At 68.4% G+C, this 15,284-nt stretch carries 16 protein-coding genes; 12 read left to right on the top strand and 4 right to left on the bottom strand.

The window, feature by feature from the left end:
- The first annotated feature begins 38 nt into the window (after positions 1-38).
- The 9 genes from AC6CID_RS14495 (at position 39) to AC6CID_RS14455 (ending at position 10,153) form a co-directional block, all read left to right on the top strand.
- The gene (locus AC6CID_RS14495; protein ID WP_064061384.1) at positions 39-1,217 is read left to right on the top strand and encodes a sugar ABC transporter substrate-binding protein; all 1,179 of its coding nucleotides are present in this window, start codon (positions 39-41) and stop codon (positions 1,215-1,217) included.
- On the top strand, positions 1,204-2,742 hold the full coding sequence (locus AC6CID_RS14490) for a sugar ABC transporter ATP-binding protein (protein ID WP_498354115.1): 1,539 nt from the start codon (positions 1,204-1,206) through the stop codon (positions 2,740-2,742). The genes AC6CID_RS14495 and AC6CID_RS14490 overlap by 14 nt, the downstream gene beginning before the upstream one ends.
- Positions 2,742-3,773, top strand: coding sequence for an ABC transporter permease (locus AC6CID_RS14485; protein ID WP_217579977.1), 1,032 nt, complete (start codon positions 2,742-2,744; stop codon positions 3,771-3,773). Before AC6CID_RS14490 ends, AC6CID_RS14485 begins: the two co-directional genes overlap by 1 nt.
- A 167-nt stretch (positions 3,774-3,940) precedes the next feature.
- On the top strand, positions 3,941-4,444 hold the full coding sequence (locus AC6CID_RS14480; RefSeq protein WP_016692083.1) for an NADPH-dependent FMN reductase: 504 nt from the start codon (positions 3,941-3,943) through the stop codon (positions 4,442-4,444).
- Complete coding sequence (locus AC6CID_RS14475; RefSeq protein ID WP_498354114.1) at positions 4,441-4,938, top strand: flavin reductase family protein; 498 nt, start codon at positions 4,441-4,443, stop codon at positions 4,936-4,938. Before AC6CID_RS14480 ends, AC6CID_RS14475 begins: the two co-directional genes overlap by 4 nt.
- On the top strand, positions 4,935-6,155 hold the full coding sequence (gene ribB, locus AC6CID_RS14470; RefSeq protein ID WP_019288208.1) for a 3,4-dihydroxy-2-butanone-4-phosphate synthase: 1,221 nt from the start codon (positions 4,935-4,937) through the stop codon (positions 6,153-6,155). The genes AC6CID_RS14475 and ribB overlap by 4 nt, the downstream gene beginning before the upstream one ends.
- Before the next feature lie 130 nt (positions 6,156-6,285).
- The gene (locus tag AC6CID_RS14465) at positions 6,286-7,344 is read left to right on the top strand and encodes a DNA polymerase IV (RefSeq protein WP_498354113.1); all 1,059 of its coding nucleotides are present in this window, start codon (positions 6,286-6,288) and stop codon (positions 7,342-7,344) included.
- A gap of 29 nt (positions 7,345-7,373) precedes the next feature.
- On the top strand, positions 7,374-9,371 hold the full coding sequence (locus AC6CID_RS14460) for an ABC transporter ATP-binding protein (protein ID WP_498354112.1): 1,998 nt from the start codon (positions 7,374-7,376) through the stop codon (positions 9,369-9,371).
- Positions 9,368-10,153, top strand: a complete 786-nt coding sequence (locus AC6CID_RS14455; protein WP_019288902.1) for an energy-coupling factor transporter transmembrane component T family protein — start codon at positions 9,368-9,370, stop codon at positions 10,151-10,153. Before AC6CID_RS14460 ends, AC6CID_RS14455 begins: the two co-directional genes overlap by 4 nt.
- A 4-nt stretch (positions 10,154-10,157) precedes the next feature.
- Here AC6CID_RS14455 and AC6CID_RS14450 read toward each other — a convergent pair whose 3' ends face one another.
- Positions 10,158-10,817 (bottom strand): DedA family protein, encoded by a 660-nt coding sequence (locus AC6CID_RS14450; protein WP_230810661.1) that lies wholly within the window; start codon positions 10,815-10,817, stop codon positions 10,158-10,160.
- 136 nt (positions 10,818-10,953) lie between these two features.
- On the opposite strand from AC6CID_RS14450, the gene AC6CID_RS14445 reads away from it, so the two are divergent.
- Both AC6CID_RS14445 and AC6CID_RS14440 read left to right on the top strand, forming a co-directional pair.
- Positions 10,954-11,220 carry a hypothetical protein gene (locus AC6CID_RS14445; protein WP_006552865.1) on the top strand — a complete coding sequence of 89 codons (267 nt, stop codon included), beginning with the start codon at positions 10,954-10,956 and terminating at the stop codon, positions 11,218-11,220.
- A complete protein-coding gene (locus tag AC6CID_RS14440) occupies positions 11,217-11,699 on the top strand; it encodes a flavin reductase family protein (RefSeq protein ID WP_006552866.1) in 483 nt (160 codons plus the stop codon). Before AC6CID_RS14445 ends, AC6CID_RS14440 begins: the two co-directional genes overlap by 4 nt.
- A 64-nt stretch (positions 11,700-11,763) precedes the next feature.
- Here AC6CID_RS14440 and AC6CID_RS14435 read toward each other — a convergent pair whose 3' ends face one another.
- The gene (locus AC6CID_RS14435) at positions 11,764-13,368 is read right to left on the bottom strand and encodes an MFS transporter (protein WP_498354111.1); all 1,605 of its coding nucleotides are present in this window, start codon (positions 13,366-13,368) and stop codon (positions 11,764-11,766) included.
- A 90-nt stretch (positions 13,369-13,458) separates the two neighbouring features.
- Complete coding sequence (locus AC6CID_RS14430) at positions 13,459-13,656, bottom strand: DUF4177 domain-containing protein (protein ID WP_006552868.1); 198 nt, start codon at positions 13,654-13,656, stop codon at positions 13,459-13,461.
- A 104-nt stretch (positions 13,657-13,760) separates the two neighbouring features.
- Between AC6CID_RS14430 and AC6CID_RS14425 the strand changes: the two genes are divergently transcribed.
- Complete coding sequence (locus AC6CID_RS14425; RefSeq protein WP_498354110.1) at positions 13,761-14,723, top strand: Acg family FMN-binding oxidoreductase; 963 nt, start codon at positions 13,761-13,763, stop codon at positions 14,721-14,723.
- 78 nt (positions 14,724-14,801) lie between these two features.
- Here the strand turns inward: AC6CID_RS14425 and AC6CID_RS14420 are convergent, their stop codons facing one another.
- Entirely contained in the window at positions 14,802-15,239 is a 438-nt protein-coding gene (locus AC6CID_RS14420; protein WP_371746955.1) for a PPOX class F420-dependent oxidoreductase, read from the bottom strand.
- Positions 15,240-15,284: the final 45 nt, after the last annotated feature.

Genomic DNA, 15,284 nt, shown 5'->3' with positions numbered 1-15,284 from the left:
TTCTTCTTCGGCACACTCCTCATCCCCCAGGAGAATCCATGCGTCATTCCCTTCCCGGCCGCGCCGCGATCGCCGCGCTCGCCTTCTCGGCCGTCTTCGGTCTCGCCGCGTGCAGCAGCGTCGGCTCGGGTGGCGGCGACGTGTCCGACGCCGACGTCACCGCCGGAATCGAGTACGCCCGCGCCCAGCTCGCCCTGTACGAGGCGGACCCGGAGTTCACGCTCGAGGCCGAGCCGTTCCCGATGAAGGACATCGCCGGCAAGACGATCTTCGCGATCCCCACCAACAGCGAGAACCCGTACAACGTCGCCGTCGACGAGGAATCGAAGAAGGTCGCCGAACGCTACGGCGCCACCTGGATCGAGTACACGAACCAGGGCCAGCCCGCCCAGTGGGCGACCGGTGTCGAACAGGCCGTGAACCAGAAGGTCGATCTCATCATCCTGTCGCAGGGTGTCGACGCATCCCTCATCAAGCCGGCGCTCGAAAAAGCCGATGCTGCGGGGATTCCCGTTCTGCTCACCCATACCATCCTGCGCGGCGAGCCGGTGCCGACCGACCTCGAAGGACTGATCGACGCCACCACCGACGCCCCGCTCTCCGAGGCCAACCGGCTCACCGTCGACTGGATGATCGACCGCACCGAAGGCGAGGGCAACGCGCTCATCATCACCTCCAACGAGGTTCCGCCGGCCAAGGCCGAGGTCGCTGCGATGGAAGACGAGATCGCACAGTACTGCCCCAAGTGCACCTACAAGATCGTCAACGTCCCGGTCACGGAGTGGGCCACCAAGATCCAGTCCGAGGTGCAATCCGCGCTCTCCGCCGACCCGAACATCAACTTCATCCTGCCCATCTACGACTCGATGTCGCTCTACGCCCAGTCGGGCATCAATGCCGCGGGCAAGACCGGCCAGGTCGAGATCTCCTCGGTCAACGGCACCCCCGCAGTCCTGAAGATCCAGCAGGACGACGGCATCGTCACCATGAACGTCGGTGAATCCATCCCGTGGCTCGCATGGGCGACGATGGACCAGGCCGGTCGACTCCTGCTCGGCTACGACCCAGTCCCCAACGGTGCGCAGGAGACCCCGCTCAAGCTCATCACTGCCGACAACATCGACGAGACCGGCACCCCGCCGCAGCCCGACAAGGGCTATGGCACGGCCTACGTCACCGGTTACGAAGCACTGTGGGGGCCCAGTGAGCAGTCCTGATCCCATCGTCAACATCGTCGGTCTGTCCAAGACCTTCGGTGAGCACACGGTGCTGAAGAAGGTCGGCCTGACGATCCACGCCGGCGAGGTGCACGGTCTGCTGGGTGAGAACGGTTCGGGCAAGTCCACGCTCATCAAGGTCCTCGCCGGCTTCCACGCTCCCGACCCCGGCGCCGCGCTGCAGGTGCGTGGCAGGGACGTGGCACTGCCGGTCCCGGCCGGCGGATTCCGCGACCTCGGCATCAGCTTCGTCCACCAGGACCTCGCCCTCGTGCCCGATCTGTCGGTGGTCGAGAACCTCCGCGTCGGACCCGTCGTGGCCGGATCGAAACCGTGGATCTCGTGGCGGCGCGAGAAGCGCACCGCCCGAGCGCTGTTCGAGCACTTCGGACTTCACATCGATCCCGAGGCGCCGGTGTCGAGCCTGAACGAGACCGAACGTGCCCTCCTCGCGATCCTGCGAGCGACCGAGGAACTGGGGGAGCGTCGCACCCTGCTCGTGCTCGACGAACCCACGGTCTTCCTGCCCCGCGAGGGCACCGACCTGCTGTTCGCCGTCGTCCGCGAGATCGTCGCCGACAAGAAGGCCGCCGTCCTGTTCGTCTCCCACGATCTCGACGAGGTGCTCGACCACACCGACCGCGTCACCGTGCTGCGCGACGGGGTGTCGCAGGGCACGCACCGCACCCGCGACCTCACCGCGACCTCGCTCATCGACCTCATCGTCGGACGCAGTCTCGACTCCGCCGACCCGCGCGTCGCCGGGCCCGTCCGCGACTTCGAGGACGTTCCCGCCCTCGCCCGGATCGAGGACCTCGAGACCACCACCGTCGACGGTGTCGGGTTCGACGTCCGGCCCGGGGAGGTCGTCGGACTCACCGGCATCGCCGGCTCGGGCTACGACGACGTGCTGCCCGCCCTGTACGGGGCGCGGCAGGCTCGTGGCGGGCGGCTGACGGTCGGCGACGACAGCGTGGAACTGCCCGCGATGACACCGATCGACGCGCTGGCCCGCAAGGTCGTCTACGTGCCGCCGGACCGCAAGGTCGAAGGCAGCGCACCCGAACTGACCGTCGCCGAGAACGTCACCCTGCCCGTGCTCGGTACAGGCTTCGTCAAACCGCGAGCGCTGAAGGACATCGCGACCGCGCTCGCCGAGCACTGCGACGTCCGGCCACGGGACCCGCAGGCCGTCTACGGGTCGCTGTCCGGCGGCAACCAGCAGAAGGCTCTGCTCGGCAAGTGGCTCCATACCGACCCGGTACTGGTGCTCCTCGCCGAACCCACCCAGGGTGTGGACATCGGTGCCCGCGCCCGCATCTTCGAGATGTTGCGAGAGACCGCACGTGGGGGAGCGGGCATCGTCGTCGCCAGCTCCGACTACGAGCAGCTGTCGGTCCTGTGCGACCGCGTCCTCGTCTTCTCCCACGGACACGTCGTCGCCGAACTCACCGGCGACAACCTGTCCAAACACCACATCTCGGACAGTGTTCTCGGTCTGACCCGACAGGAAGTGATCGCCTGATGTCCGTCACCATCGACAAGAGCAACACCGCGAAAACCGCATCTACCGAATCGGATCCCGCGCGCTCTCGTCGCTCTCTCGGTCCGCTGTTCGAGAAGTACGCGCTCGTCCTGGCGCTGATCGCCGTCGTCGTCGTGTTCAGTGCCCTGCGACCCGAGACCTACCCGACCGCCAACAACCTGCAGAACATCCTCGGCTCCCAGGCCGTCCTGCTCGTCCTGGCCCTGGGGCTCATCGTCCCGCTCACCGCCGGCGAGTTCGACCTGTCGGCCGTGTCGACGATGTCGCTGGCCGCCATGACGATCGCGGTGCTGAACGTGCAACACGGCTGGTCGCTACTGCCGGCCATTGCTGTCGCCGTGCTCGCGTGCCTCGTCGTCGGCCTGATCAACGCACTGCTGGTCGTGCGATTGCAGATCGATTCGTTCATCGCGACCCTCGGCAGCGGCACCGTCGTCCTCGGTGTGGTCCAGTGGATCTCCGACTCGACCTCGGTCACCGGTGTCGACTCCGCGCTCGTCGACGCGACCATCGGCACCCGCATCTTCGGGGTGTCGCTGCAGTTCTACTACGCCCTCGCCCTGGTGCTGATCATGGCAGTAATCTTCCAGTACACCCCGATCGGACGCCGACTGCTCTTCGTCGGACGCGGTGCCCAGGTGGCCCGACTCAGCGGCCTGCACGTCGACCGCATCCGCGGCGGCGCACTCGTCACCTCCGCGCTCGTCGCGGCTCTGGCCGGCATCGTCTACGCCGGCATGCTCGGTGGCGCCGACCCGTCCTCCGGCCAGTCGTTCATGCTGCCGGCCTTCGCGGCGGCCTTCCTCGGTGCCACCGCGATCGTCCCCGGCCGCTTCAACGCGTTCGGCACGCTGGTCGCGGTGTACTTCCTCGTCGCCGGGGTGGTCGGCCTGCAGATGCTCGGTGTCGCCAGTTTCGTCCAGCAGTTGTTCTACGGCGGCGCACTGGTGGTCGCGGTCGCGCTGTCCGGCGCGGTGCGGCGCCGCACGGCGTCACGCTCCACACGATGACGAACGGCGGAATCGGGCTGCATCGTCGGATCCGCCCTGGTGCCACGCAGCCAGATCCGCCTCCCGACGGCGCAATGTGCACGCCATATTTCGGCATCGTTCCCGACATGCCTGTCGGGTCGAATATCCGGTGACGGGCGGAAAGCCTCGCCCGAAAGGAGATCCACATGAAGGTCACTGTCGTTGCCGGTAACCCGAAGCCCGGCTCCCGTACGCTCGACGCCGCCACCGTGCTGGCCACCGCGCTCACCGGGGAGGCCCCCGATCACGTGGTCGACGTCGTCACTCTCGGTCCGGGCCTGCTCGGCTGGGGCGACGACGCGGTGAAGGAGGCGGTCGAGACCGTCGCCTCCTCCGACCTCGTGGTCTTCGCCAGCCCGACCTTCAAGGCCACCTACACCGGCATCCTGAAGTTGTTCCTCGACCAGTTCGCGACCGGCGACGGTCTGCGCGACGTCACGGCGGTGCCGCTCATGCTCGGCGCCGGCCCGGCCCATGCGATGGCGCCCGACCTGCTGCTCAAGCCCGTGCTCGTCGAACTCGGCGCCACCTGCCCCGCCGCGGGGCTGTACCTGATCGATTCCACCTACACCACCGACACCCGGATCGCCGAGTACGCCGAGCGCTGGGCGCCGGTGCTGCGATCCACCATCCGGACGGAGGCACGATGACCACCCTCGCCCTCGACGGCGCCACCCTGCGCCGCGCGTTCGCCCACGTCCCCTCGGGTGTCGTCGCGATCTGCGCCGACACCGGCAGTGGGCGGATCGGCATGGCCGCAAGCACGTTCGTTCCCGTCTCACTCGATCCACCGCTGGTGGCGTTCTGCGTGCAGAACAGTTCGACCACCTGGCCGAAGCTCGAAGCGCAACCGCGTCTGGGCATCAGCGTCCTGTCGTCGGAACATGACATCGCGGCCCGGGTGCTCGCCGCAAAGAACGGAGACCGGTTCGCGGGCATCGAGACCGAAACCCGTGAGGGTGGAGCGTTGTTCGTCAACGGCTGCGGTGTGCGGATGGACGTGTCGATCGAACAGCAGGTGCCGGCCGGTGACCACGCGATCGTGGTGCTGCGCGTGCACGAATTGTTCTGCGGCGAAGCCGATCAGGCGACGGAGCCGATCGTCTTCCACCGCAGCTCGTTCCGGCGTCTGGTGGCGTCGTGAGCCGCATCGAGGCGGCGTTCGAGGCGTTGCGGGCGGGTAAGCCGGTCCTCGTCTCGGACGCCGCCGACCGGGAGAACGAGGGCGACGTCATCCTCTCCGCCCAGCACGCGACCGCGGAGTGGATCGCGTGGACCGTCCGGCACACCTCGGGTCTGCTGTGCGCCCCGATGACCGGTGCCCGCGCCGACGCCCTGGACCTGCCGGCCATGGTCGCCGACAACCAGGATCCGAAGCAGACCGCCTACACCGTCACGGTCGACGCCGCGCGCGGCGTCACCACCGGCATCAGTGCTGCGGATCGTGCGACGACCCTGCGCGTGCTCGCCGATCCGACGGCCACCTCGCGTGATCTGATCCGTCCCGGCCACATCCTGCCGTTGCGGGCCCGCCCGGGTGGAGTGTTCGAGCGTCCCGGTCACACCGAAGCCGCCGTCGACCTGTGTGCACTCGCGGGTCTGCCGCAGGTGGGTGTGATCGCCGAGCTCGTCTCCGACGACGGATCGATGATGCGCATGCCGGAGATCGAAGCGCTGGGTGCGCAGTACGACCTGCCCGTGCTCACGATCGAGGAGTTGATCCGCTACCGCGCGGCGCATCCGTTTCCGTCACCGGTGGTGCCGTCCGGGCGGGTCGTGAGGGCCGACGAGGCATCGATGCCGACCCGCTTCGGAACCTTCCGTGCCGTCGGCTATCTCGACCGCCACACCGGCGCCGATCACATGGCGCTCATCGCCGGACCTGTGGGTGACGCCCCGCTGGTCCGGGTGCATTCGGAGTGTCTGACGGGCGAGTCGTTCGCGTCGCAGCGCTGTGAGTGCGGTCCCCAGCTCGACACCGCGCTGGAACGGATCGCCCAGGAAGGCGGCGTCCTCGTCTACCTGCGTGGCCACGAAGGCCGGGGGATCGGCCTGCTCAAGAAGCTCGCGGCCTACCGACTGCAGGACGGCGGCTTCGACACGGTCGCAGCCAACCTCGAACTCGACGAACCGGCCGACGGACGCGAATACGGCGGCGCCGCGGCGATACTCCACGATCTCGGCGTCGGCTCGGTGCGACTGCTCACCAACAACCCCGCCAAGATCGCCGGACTCGAGGACAACGGCATCGTCGTCGCAGGGCGGGAGCCGCTGCACGTCGGCGTCGCACCGGCGAACGTGCGGTATCTCGAGACGAAGCGGCGGCGGATGGGCCACATGCTGCCCGCGGCGCAGAACTGAGTCGGATCCTCGCTACACGAACCGAGGTTCGCCCCTGCTGCAGCAGGGGCGAACCCCGTTTCGGCGCGCGAACCCGGACACTGTCGGAATTCTTGAACGCGCACTTGCCGCGCGTCCTACGGTTGTCGGCATGGGCACGCCCGGTATCGACCAGTGGGTCCTCCACGTCGACCTCGACCAGTTCATCGCCGCGGTCGAGGTGCTGCGCAATCCGGAGTTGGCGGGCCGTCCGGTGGTGGTCGGCGGTCGCGGCGATCCCACCGAGCGCGGCGTGGTCTCCACTGCGTCCTACGAGGCGCGGGCGCACGGGGTGGGGTCGGGGATGCCGCTGCGGGTCGCTGCGCGCAAGATCCCCGACGCGGTCTTCCTCCCTGTCGACGCCGATACCTACAACGAGGTATCGCAGGTCGTGATGGACACCCTCCGCGGCTTCGGCACGGTCGTCGACGTGCTCGGATGGGACGAGGCGTTCATGGGCGTGCAAACCTCCGATCCGGAAGCGTTCGCGCGCGAGGTGCAGGCCGCCGTGCTCGACGCGACCGGGCTGCACTGTTCCGTCGGGATCGGCGACAACGTCCTGCGCGCGAAGATCGCGACGGGTTTCGGCAAGCCCCGCGGGATCTTCCGGTTGACGCGCGACAACTGGTTCGCGGTGATGGGGGAGCGCTCACCCGATTCGTTGTGGGGCATCGGTTCGCGCACGGTGAAGAAACTCGACGACATGGGCATCCGCACGGTCCGCGAGCTGGCGAGTGCCCCGGTCGACGAGATGGCGGCGCGGTTCGGACCCAAGATCGGCCCGTGGCTCGTCGGCCTCGGCGCCGGTGCGGGTTCGACGGAGGTGTCGGCGGAACCGTGGGTGGCGCGGTCGCGCAGTCGGGAGACGACCTTCCAACACAATGTCGGCGACTGGAACGCGATCACCGAGTGCGTGCGCGACCTCGCGGCGCGGGCCGTCGACGACATCCGAGGTGAGAGGCGTGAGGGAGTGCGGGTCGCGCTGAAGATCCGCTACGCGCCGTTCGTCACCCACACCGCGAGCGTCGCTCTTCCATCGCCCACCACGGATCTCGCGACCGTCACGGAGGCCGCCGTCGGACTGCTCGACCGGTTCGATCACGAGCGGGAGGTCCGGCTCGTCGGAGTGCGGGTGGAGATGACGCCACCGGAGAACGTGCGGTCGCACTAGCGGCTGGCAGACTGGACCCGGTGCGATCGGTGACCAGGACACGGGGACCTCTACGACCACCGGAGGCCGCCGCAGCGGCGGTCTTCGGGACGTTGACGGCTGTGCTGTCGGTCGTCGCGGGACTGATACCCGTCGGTGTCGCCCAGGTGCTCGTGGCGCTCCCCGTCGCTTTCCTCGGCGCCACCGGCCGCCTGCGCGCGATCGTCGCTGCGACGGTCGCCGCCGGTGTCGTGGCGCTCGTGGCCGGTGGGCCGTTCGCCGTCGCCGCGGTCGTCGTCCTGTCCGGGATCGGAACGCTCGTCGGGTTCGCGCACAGGCGGTGGGGTCACGCGGCGGTGTTCGTGGTGCTGGCCGGATCCGTCCCGGCCGGGCTGCTGCTCGCGGCCGCCGCCTGCGGTCTGCTGCTGTTGTTCGACCGGACCCGGGTGCTGCTGCTCGAGGCGCTCGAAGCGTCGATGCGCGGCACGCTCCGGGCGTTCGAGGCAGCGGGGGCCGGCCAGCAGTTCGTCGACACCTGGGAACGGACCCTCGAGATCATGGTGCGGCTGTGGTGGGTGTGGATCGGCGGTGCGGTGCTGGTCGGGACCGTGGGCACCGCACTGCTGTGCTTCGGGATCTTCCGCGTGGTGGCCCTGCGCAGCACGTGGGCGACCCGATCGGTCGACTGGCCCGAGCAGGACCCCACGGCCGACCCGGCTCCGCTTCCCGTCGCACTGCGGCTCGTCGGCTACCGGTATCCGGGAACCGACCGCGACGCCCTGTCGGACATCGACCTCACGATCGGGCCGGGGGAGTTCGTCGCGATTGTCGGCGGCAACGGCTCGGGCAAGTCGACACTCGTGCGGCTGCTCGCGGGACTCGAGCCGACCGTCGGCCTGGTCGACCGGCCCGGACCCGTCGGGCCGGGACGACCCGGTGGCACCGCGATGATCCTGCAGCATCCCGAGAGCCAGGTGCTCGGCCGCACCGTCGCCGAGGACCTGCGGTGGGGGATCGACGACGTCGACGTCGACGATCTGCTCGCCCGCGTCGGCCTGGTCGGAATGGAGGATCGCGCCACGGAGGATCTGTCCGGCGGGCAACTGCAGCGACTGGCACTGGCGGGCGCACTCGCCCGGCGACCCGCACTGCTCATCGCCGACGAGATCACCGCGATGGTCGACGCCGACAGCCGCGCGGACCTGATCCGCCTGCTTGCCGACGTCGCGCGGGAGGGCACCGCGGTCGTGCTCGTCACCCACCTCGACGACGAGGCCCGCGCCGCCGACCGGATCGTGCACATCGCCGACGGCCGGATCGTCCCGCGGGTCGCGGCGCCGCCACCCCCGGCGCCGGTGCCTGCTACCGTCCCGTCCTTCCCGCAGCCGATCCTCGAACTGCGCGACGTCACGCACATCTACGCGGCCGGCACACCCTGGGCACACACCGCGCTGCGCGAGGTGTCGCTGACGATCTGCCGCGGTGAAGGGGTACTGGTCGTCGGGGAGAACGGTTCGGGCAAGTCCACGCTCGCGTGGATCGTCGCCGGACTGATGCGCCCCACGCGCGGAACGGCCGTGCTGCACGACACCCCGACGGCCGATCTGCACGGAGAAGTGGGCATGGTCTTCCAGCAGGCACGGCTGCAATTGCAACGACCGACCGTGGCCCAGGAGATCTCCGAGGTGGCCGGGCTTCCGCACACCGACCGCGGCTACGTCGCCGCCGTCCTGCACCGGGTGGGTCTGCGTCCCGAACTGATCGACCGGCCGATCGACCGGCTCAGCGGAGGCGAGATGCGGCGGGTCGCGATCGCCGCCCAACTCGCCCGCACCCCGCGGGTGCTCGTGCTCGACGAACCGCTGGCCGGACTGGACCTGCAGGGCCGCCGCGAGGTCGTGTCGATCCTCGCCCATCTACGCGCGGTCGAGCACGTCACCGTCGTCGTCATCTCCCACGACCTGCACGGAATGGAAGAGGTGTGTTCACGCACCGTGGTACTCGAGGACGGACGCATCGTGGAGCAGACGGGAGCGGTGATCGCATGAGTCGCACACGCACACGCACGCGCACACGCCAGCGGCGCCCGATCATCCTGCTGCGGCCCGTGCCTCGGGAGACACCCCTGCACCGGGTGTGGGCCGGCACGAAGGTCCTGTCGGCAGCGGCGCTGTCGGTGGCGGCGAGCTTCGCTCCGAGCTGGACCGGACTCGGCATCCTGCTCAGCGTGCTGGTCGTGGGTGTGCTCGTCGCACGGATCCCGCGCGGGGTGGTCCCGACGATTCCGTGGTGGGTGTTCGCGGTCCTCGCCGTCGGCCTGGTCCTCAACGCCGCCGGCGGCGGACTCACCGCCTACGTCCGGACGATGCTGCTCGGCGTGGGTTTGCTGGTCCTTGCGTCGCTGGTCGGGTGGACGACGCGACTGTCCGACCTCGTCGACGCCCTGCCCGTGTTGTTCGCCCCGCTGCGACTGTTACGGCTACCCGTCGACGAATGGGTGACGGTGTGCGCGCTGGCGCTGCGGATGCTGCCGACCGTTCGCGCCGAGATGCGGGTGCTGTTCGCCGCGCGCAAGGTCCGCGGCCGGCCCGGCATCCGCACTCCGGCGGGATGGTGGCAGGAGGTGGCCGACTCCGTCGGCGCGGTGGTGTCGGTATCCATGCGCCAGGTCCGCGATCTCGGCGACGCGCTGGCGGTACGGGGACCACGATCGGCGACCCGCCGGGGTCCTCGATCGGCGACCCGCCGGCCGCTGCGACTGCGGCTCGGGGACGTCCTGACGGTGCTGGTCGTGGCAGGCGCGTGCACGGCGATCACCGTGTGGGGTTGACCCGTCAGTTGCGGTTGTGCGAAGCGGTGTCCTTCGAACGCGAGCGGATGCGCCGGACGATCCCGTAGCCGATCACCGCCACGACGACGGCGATCACGACGTACTGCAGCGCCGAGGCGTACGGTTCGACGGCGCTCCAGTTCTCGCCGAGCTGATAACCGGCCAGCACGAAGATCGAGTTCCAGATGAGGCTGCCCGCGGTGGTGAACGCGAGGAACTGCCAGATCGGCATCCGTGTGACACCGGCGGGGATGGAGATGAGGCTCCGGAAGACGGGCACCATCCGGCCGAAGAAGACGGCCTTGCGTCCGTGCCGCTGGAACCAGGCGGTCGAACGGTCGAGGTCCTCGACATCGACGAGTGGAAGCTTCCGCACGACCGCGCGAATCCTGTCCTCACCCACCCAACGGCCGATCGAATACAGACCGAGAGCACCGACCACGGAACCGAGGGTCGTCCAGAACAGCGCACCGAAGAGGGTGAAACTGCCCAGGCTCGCGGCGAACCCGGCGAGCGGCAGGATGACCTCGCTGGGAAGCGGCGGAAAGAAGTTCTCGAGAGCGATCGCGATGCCGGCGCCGACACCGCCGAGGCGATCCATCAACTCGAGCGCCCATCCTGCGAGACCGTCCGTGGGGGCTGACTGTGAATCCGCGACACTCATCCACCCGACCCTACCGAGGGGTCGTCGAGGTTTCCGCTCGTACGGATCGAAACAGTTCCGGTCTGCTCGATCGGCGAGAAGGATGGCGGCGAATGTCGCTCTCCGCCCCGAGGGCCGATCCGGAAGGTGATCTCCAGTGACGATCGTTGTCGTCGCGGGCAACCCGAAGCCCGCGTCCCGCACCCTCGACGCCGGAGCCCGCCTCGCCACGGCCCTCACCGGACGAGAGCCCGATCACGTTGTGGATGTGATCACACTCGGTGGTAGAACTGGGGCGCTATGCCCGGCCCCCGGCCTGTATCTTCACGATTCGACCTACACAACCGAGATCCGTATCGCGGACTACGCCGAACGCTGGTCGTCGGTGCTGTCCGCCGCACTTCGAAACGAGGCCGCCTCATGACCACTCTCGACGGACCGTCTCTGCGTCAGGCCTTCGCGCACGTCCCTTCGGGTGTCGTCGCGATCTGCGCGGAGATGGACGGAGAGCGGATCGGGATGGCGGCGAGCACTTTCGTGCCGGTGTCGCTCGATCCGCCGCTCGTCTCGTTCTGCGTGCAGAACACCTCGACCACATGGCCGCGTCTGGCGTCGCTCCCGCATCTCGGCATCAGCGTGCTGAGCGAGGAGCACGACGGTGCCGCGCGGGTGCTCGCCGCGAAGAACGGCGATCGCTTCGCCGGGATCGACATCGAGAGCCGCGAAGGCGGCGCGCTGTTCGTCTCGGGCACGAGCGTGCGCATGGACGTGACCGTGCAGCAGGAGGTTCCGGCGGGCGACCACGCGATCGTCGTACTGCGCATCAACGAACTGCTCACCGACGCCGATGTCGAACCCATCGTGTTCCACCGCAGTTCGTTCCGTCGACTGCTCGCGTCCTGACCTGCATACGATCGATTTCGGTGGTTCCACCCCCGCTCAGCGCGGGTGGAACCACCGAAGTTCTCTAGGGCGGTGGTGTTCCGACCGATCGTCGCGGCAGCCGTCCGGTTCCGAACAGCGCCGCGATCGCGAGGAGCGCTGTCACAGCGAACGCGGTGCGCAGCGCGTCGAGTCGCGCATCGGCGTTGACCGCGACGAGTGCTTCCGTTGTGGACGGGTCGACACCCGCCTCGTCGAGCCCGGTCCGCAACTGGGTCGTGGACAGGAACGGCACACCGGAGGCCAGCTCGGTCGTCGCCTGCTGCTGCACCGACGGCGGGATGTCGGAGTTGTCCTCGATTCCGGCAACGACCGATGTGGTGAGGGTGGCGATCAGGATCGATCCGATCAGTGCGGTGCCCAGCGACGCCCCGAGATTCGTTGCGGTGTTCTGCAAACCGCCGACCTCGGCGCTCTGGGAATCCGGTACCGACGAGACCGTGATCGCGCCGAGCTGGGACGCCAACGCTCCCAGGCCGAGACCCATCAACAACATCGGTATCGACACCACGGCCGCATCGGCACCCGGGTCCATACCGGCAACGAGGATCAGGATCCCCAGGATCATCGAACCCAGACCCATACGCACCACACGTCGGGGATCGGCGTGGGGTCGCACTTTCGGGATCACCGTTGCGGCCAGCACCAGCGCGATCGACAACGGCAGGATCCGCACACCTGTCTGGACTGCGCTGAGTTCGAGTACGACCGACAGGAAGAGAGGGACGGAGAAGAAGACTCCGGCCTGCACCGCGAACTGTGCGAAGAACATCGTCAGACCACCGACGAGCTGTCGGTTGGCGAACAGCCCCGGATCGACCAGCGGGTCGCGGCCCTTGCTCATGAGAGCGTTCTGCCATCGCACGAATGCATAGAGCACCAGCGAGCCCGCGACGAGAAGCCAGATGACCGGGGACAGGCCCAGTACGGCGGGTGCGCCCGGCTCGGCCCGTACCCAGCCCCACTCGCTCGAGCGCAGGACGCCGTAGACGACGGATCCCAGACCGAGTACGGACAGTGCGGATCCCACGAGGTCGAGGTGGACGCGGTGAGGGGGAACGTCCTCGATGCGGCGCAGCACCAGCAGGATCAGCACTACCAGGACGACCTCACCGAAGAAGACGTAGCGCCACGACGCGAACGTCGTGACGGCCCCGCCCAGCAACGGCCCCACAGCCACTGCCGACGCACCGGCCGCCGCCACCAGACCGTACGCTGCGGCACGTCGCTCGGGATCGAAGTTGGCCGCGACGAGCGAGACGATCGCCGGCATTATCAGGGCCGCGCCGATGCCTTCGAGCAACGACCAGCCCACCAGTAGGACCGCGAGGTTCGGGGCGAGTCCGGTGGTGAACGAGCCGATGCCGTAGATGACCAGTCCGACACCGAACGCGCGACGTCGACCGAGGATCGTGCCGACCTTCCCGCCGGTGATCATCAAGGATGCCATCACCAGGGTGTAGAGGGTGATCGCGGTCTGGATGCCGGTGATCGTGGTGCCGACGTCCTGCGCGACGGTCGCCATCGACACGTTCATCACCGAGCTGTCGAGCGTCATCAGGAACTGGCCCGACGCCAGCACTGCGAGTACCAGTGTCGAACCCGAGCGGACCTCCGGCTGCGACGACACCTGTCCGTCCTTCGGCTCAGGTCGCCGGCAACGGCCGACAGGAGCTACTGCCGCTACCGGTGGGCACCGGCATCCGCTGCGACATGACTTCTATTCTTCGCGTTCGAACGTCACGAGCATTCCCTCGACGCCACCGGGACCGATCCGTCCCTTGATGTCGGCGGAGGTGATCGCCTTCAGGCGCCACCCATCTCGGGCATGATCGTTGAGGATCTTCTCGAGCTTGCCGCCGGACATCTTCCCGCCGAGCATGCCCTCGCGGATCTCGATCACCTTGTACGAGTACACCCGTTCAGCTTACGGTCGTCCCGCGAGAATCTCGTCGAAATCCGACGGCTGTACGTGACACTGGAAGGTGACGTTTTCGGAACCCGGAGGCAGCAGTGGAGACGATGCCGGACCGTCGGACTCTCGAGTCGGCAGTTGCGCTCGCGGGTCGAGCGCCGTCGCTTCACAACAGTCAGCCGTGGCGGTGGACTCTGGACGCGGACGAGCTTGCGCTGTTCAGCGACAGTGATCGCATCCTTCCGGCCACCGATCCGTCCGGTCGTCAGATGGTGTTGTCCTGTGGAGCGGTGCTGCACCATCTGCGGGTGGCGCTCACCGCCCGGCACTGGGCCACGGTGGTCGAACGGATGCCGGACGCGACGAATCGTCGTTGTCTCGCGACGCTGCGCTTCCGCCGAGTTGACGCGGTGACCGACACCGACCTCCGGATGGCAGAGGCGATCGGCCGCCGACGTACCGAGCGGTTACCGATGGGGGCTCCGCAGGAGTGGGCTCGGACCGAGAGCGCTCTGCAGATGTTCGCCGAACCCGCGGGTGTCCGCCTGAGTGCCATCGCCGAACACGAGCGACCTGCACTGGAAGAGTTGTCCCGTCGCATCGGCGGTGAGCGTCGCTCCGATGCGGCCTACCAGACGGAACTTTCCTGGTGGGCCGGGCACGGGATGTACCCGGACGGAATACCTCCGGACGCACTCCCACCGGGACGGCGCACGGTGGCGACGGAGCGGGAGTTCCCTCCCGGCAACGCGACCGGCGAGTCGGCAGAGACGGAGGACCGAGCCGCGATACTTCTCCTGTCGACCACGACGGACACGCGGCTCGACTGGCTGCGGAGCGGTGAAGCCCTATCGGCCGTGCTCCTCGCGTGCACCGCCCGTGGACTGGCCACCTGCTCCGTCACGCACCTGACGGAATCCGAATCCTCACGTGCGTTCCTGCGGGAAACGGCCCGCATCGAGGGCGTGCCGCAAGTGATGATCCGGGTCGGTGTACGCGCGGGACCGGGTCCGGATGCGGCGACGCCGCGCCGTCCGACCTCCGCGATTCTGTTCCGCAAGCAATCCTGATCCCGAACTTCGGTGTTCCCGACCGAGCTCAGCGACGTCGAAACCACCAGAATCGTTCGAGGACAACAAAAGCCCGGATCAGCGGGCGGCGCCGTAGAAGCGGGAGACCCGTACACGCAGCAGCAACCTGCGATCGGCGACCATCGCGGCCCGGAAGTCGTCCCAGTCCGGATGCTCGCCCTGCACCGCTCGATACAACTCGACGAGCTGCTCGACGGTGTCGTCGTGGGGGTCCGCGGCCACCGGCGTCAGCTCGGCCTCGCCCTCCGCGACGGCGTAGGACCACTTGTCGTCGGAGTCGACGAACAGGCTCACACGCGGGTCGCGGCGCACGTTCCGGGTCTTTGCCCGGTCGTCGGTGATGGAGACGGAGAACGTGCGGGTCGCGGGCTCGTACCGGTAGGTGACGTTCGACAACTGGGGTCGCCCGTCGCGCTTGATCGTCGCGAGCACAGCGACACCGGTGGGAGGGAACAGGGCTTCGAGTGCGCTCTCGTCGGCCGGCATGGCGCCCAGACTACGGCCGACCGTGCAGAATCGGGGCGGGTATCGGGCCGAGTA

The sequence above is a fragment of the Rhodococcus sp. GQ147 genome, from assembly GCF_059759155.1.
This window is presented reverse-complemented; position numbering and strand designations above follow the sequence as displayed.

Bases quoted from the DNA above. Each gene is read 5' to 3' on its own strand.
- AC6CID_RS14495 (WP_064061384.1), top strand. From the start codon at position 39: ATGCGTCATTCCCTTCCCGGCCGCGCCGCGATCGCCGCGCTCGCCTTC.
- AC6CID_RS14485 (WP_217579977.1), top strand. From the start codon at position 2,742: ATGTCCGTCACCATCGACAAGAGCAACACCGCGAAAACCGCATCTACC.
- AC6CID_RS14480 (WP_016692083.1), top strand. From the start codon at position 3,941: ATGAAGGTCACTGTCGTTGCCGGTAACCCGAAGCCCGGCTCCCGTACG.
- AC6CID_RS14475 (WP_498354114.1), top strand. From the start codon at position 4,441: ATGACCACCCTCGCCCTCGACGGCGCCACCCTGCGCCGCGCGTTCGCC.
- AC6CID_RS14465 (WP_498354113.1), top strand. From the start codon at position 6,286: ATGGGCACGCCCGGTATCGACCAGTGGGTCCTCCACGTCGACCTCGAC.
- AC6CID_RS14455 (WP_019288902.1), top strand. From the start codon at position 9,368: ATGAGTCGCACACGCACACGCACGCGCACACGCCAGCGGCGCCCGATC.
- AC6CID_RS14450 (WP_230810661.1), bottom strand. From the start codon at position 10,817: ATGAGTGTCGCGGATTCACAGTCAGCCCCCACGGACGGTCTCGCAGGA.
- AC6CID_RS14440 (WP_006552866.1), top strand. From the start codon at position 11,217: ATGACCACTCTCGACGGACCGTCTCTGCGTCAGGCCTTCGCGCACGTC.
- AC6CID_RS14425 (WP_498354110.1), top strand. From the start codon at position 13,761: ATGCCGGACCGTCGGACTCTCGAGTCGGCAGTTGCGCTCGCGGGTCGA.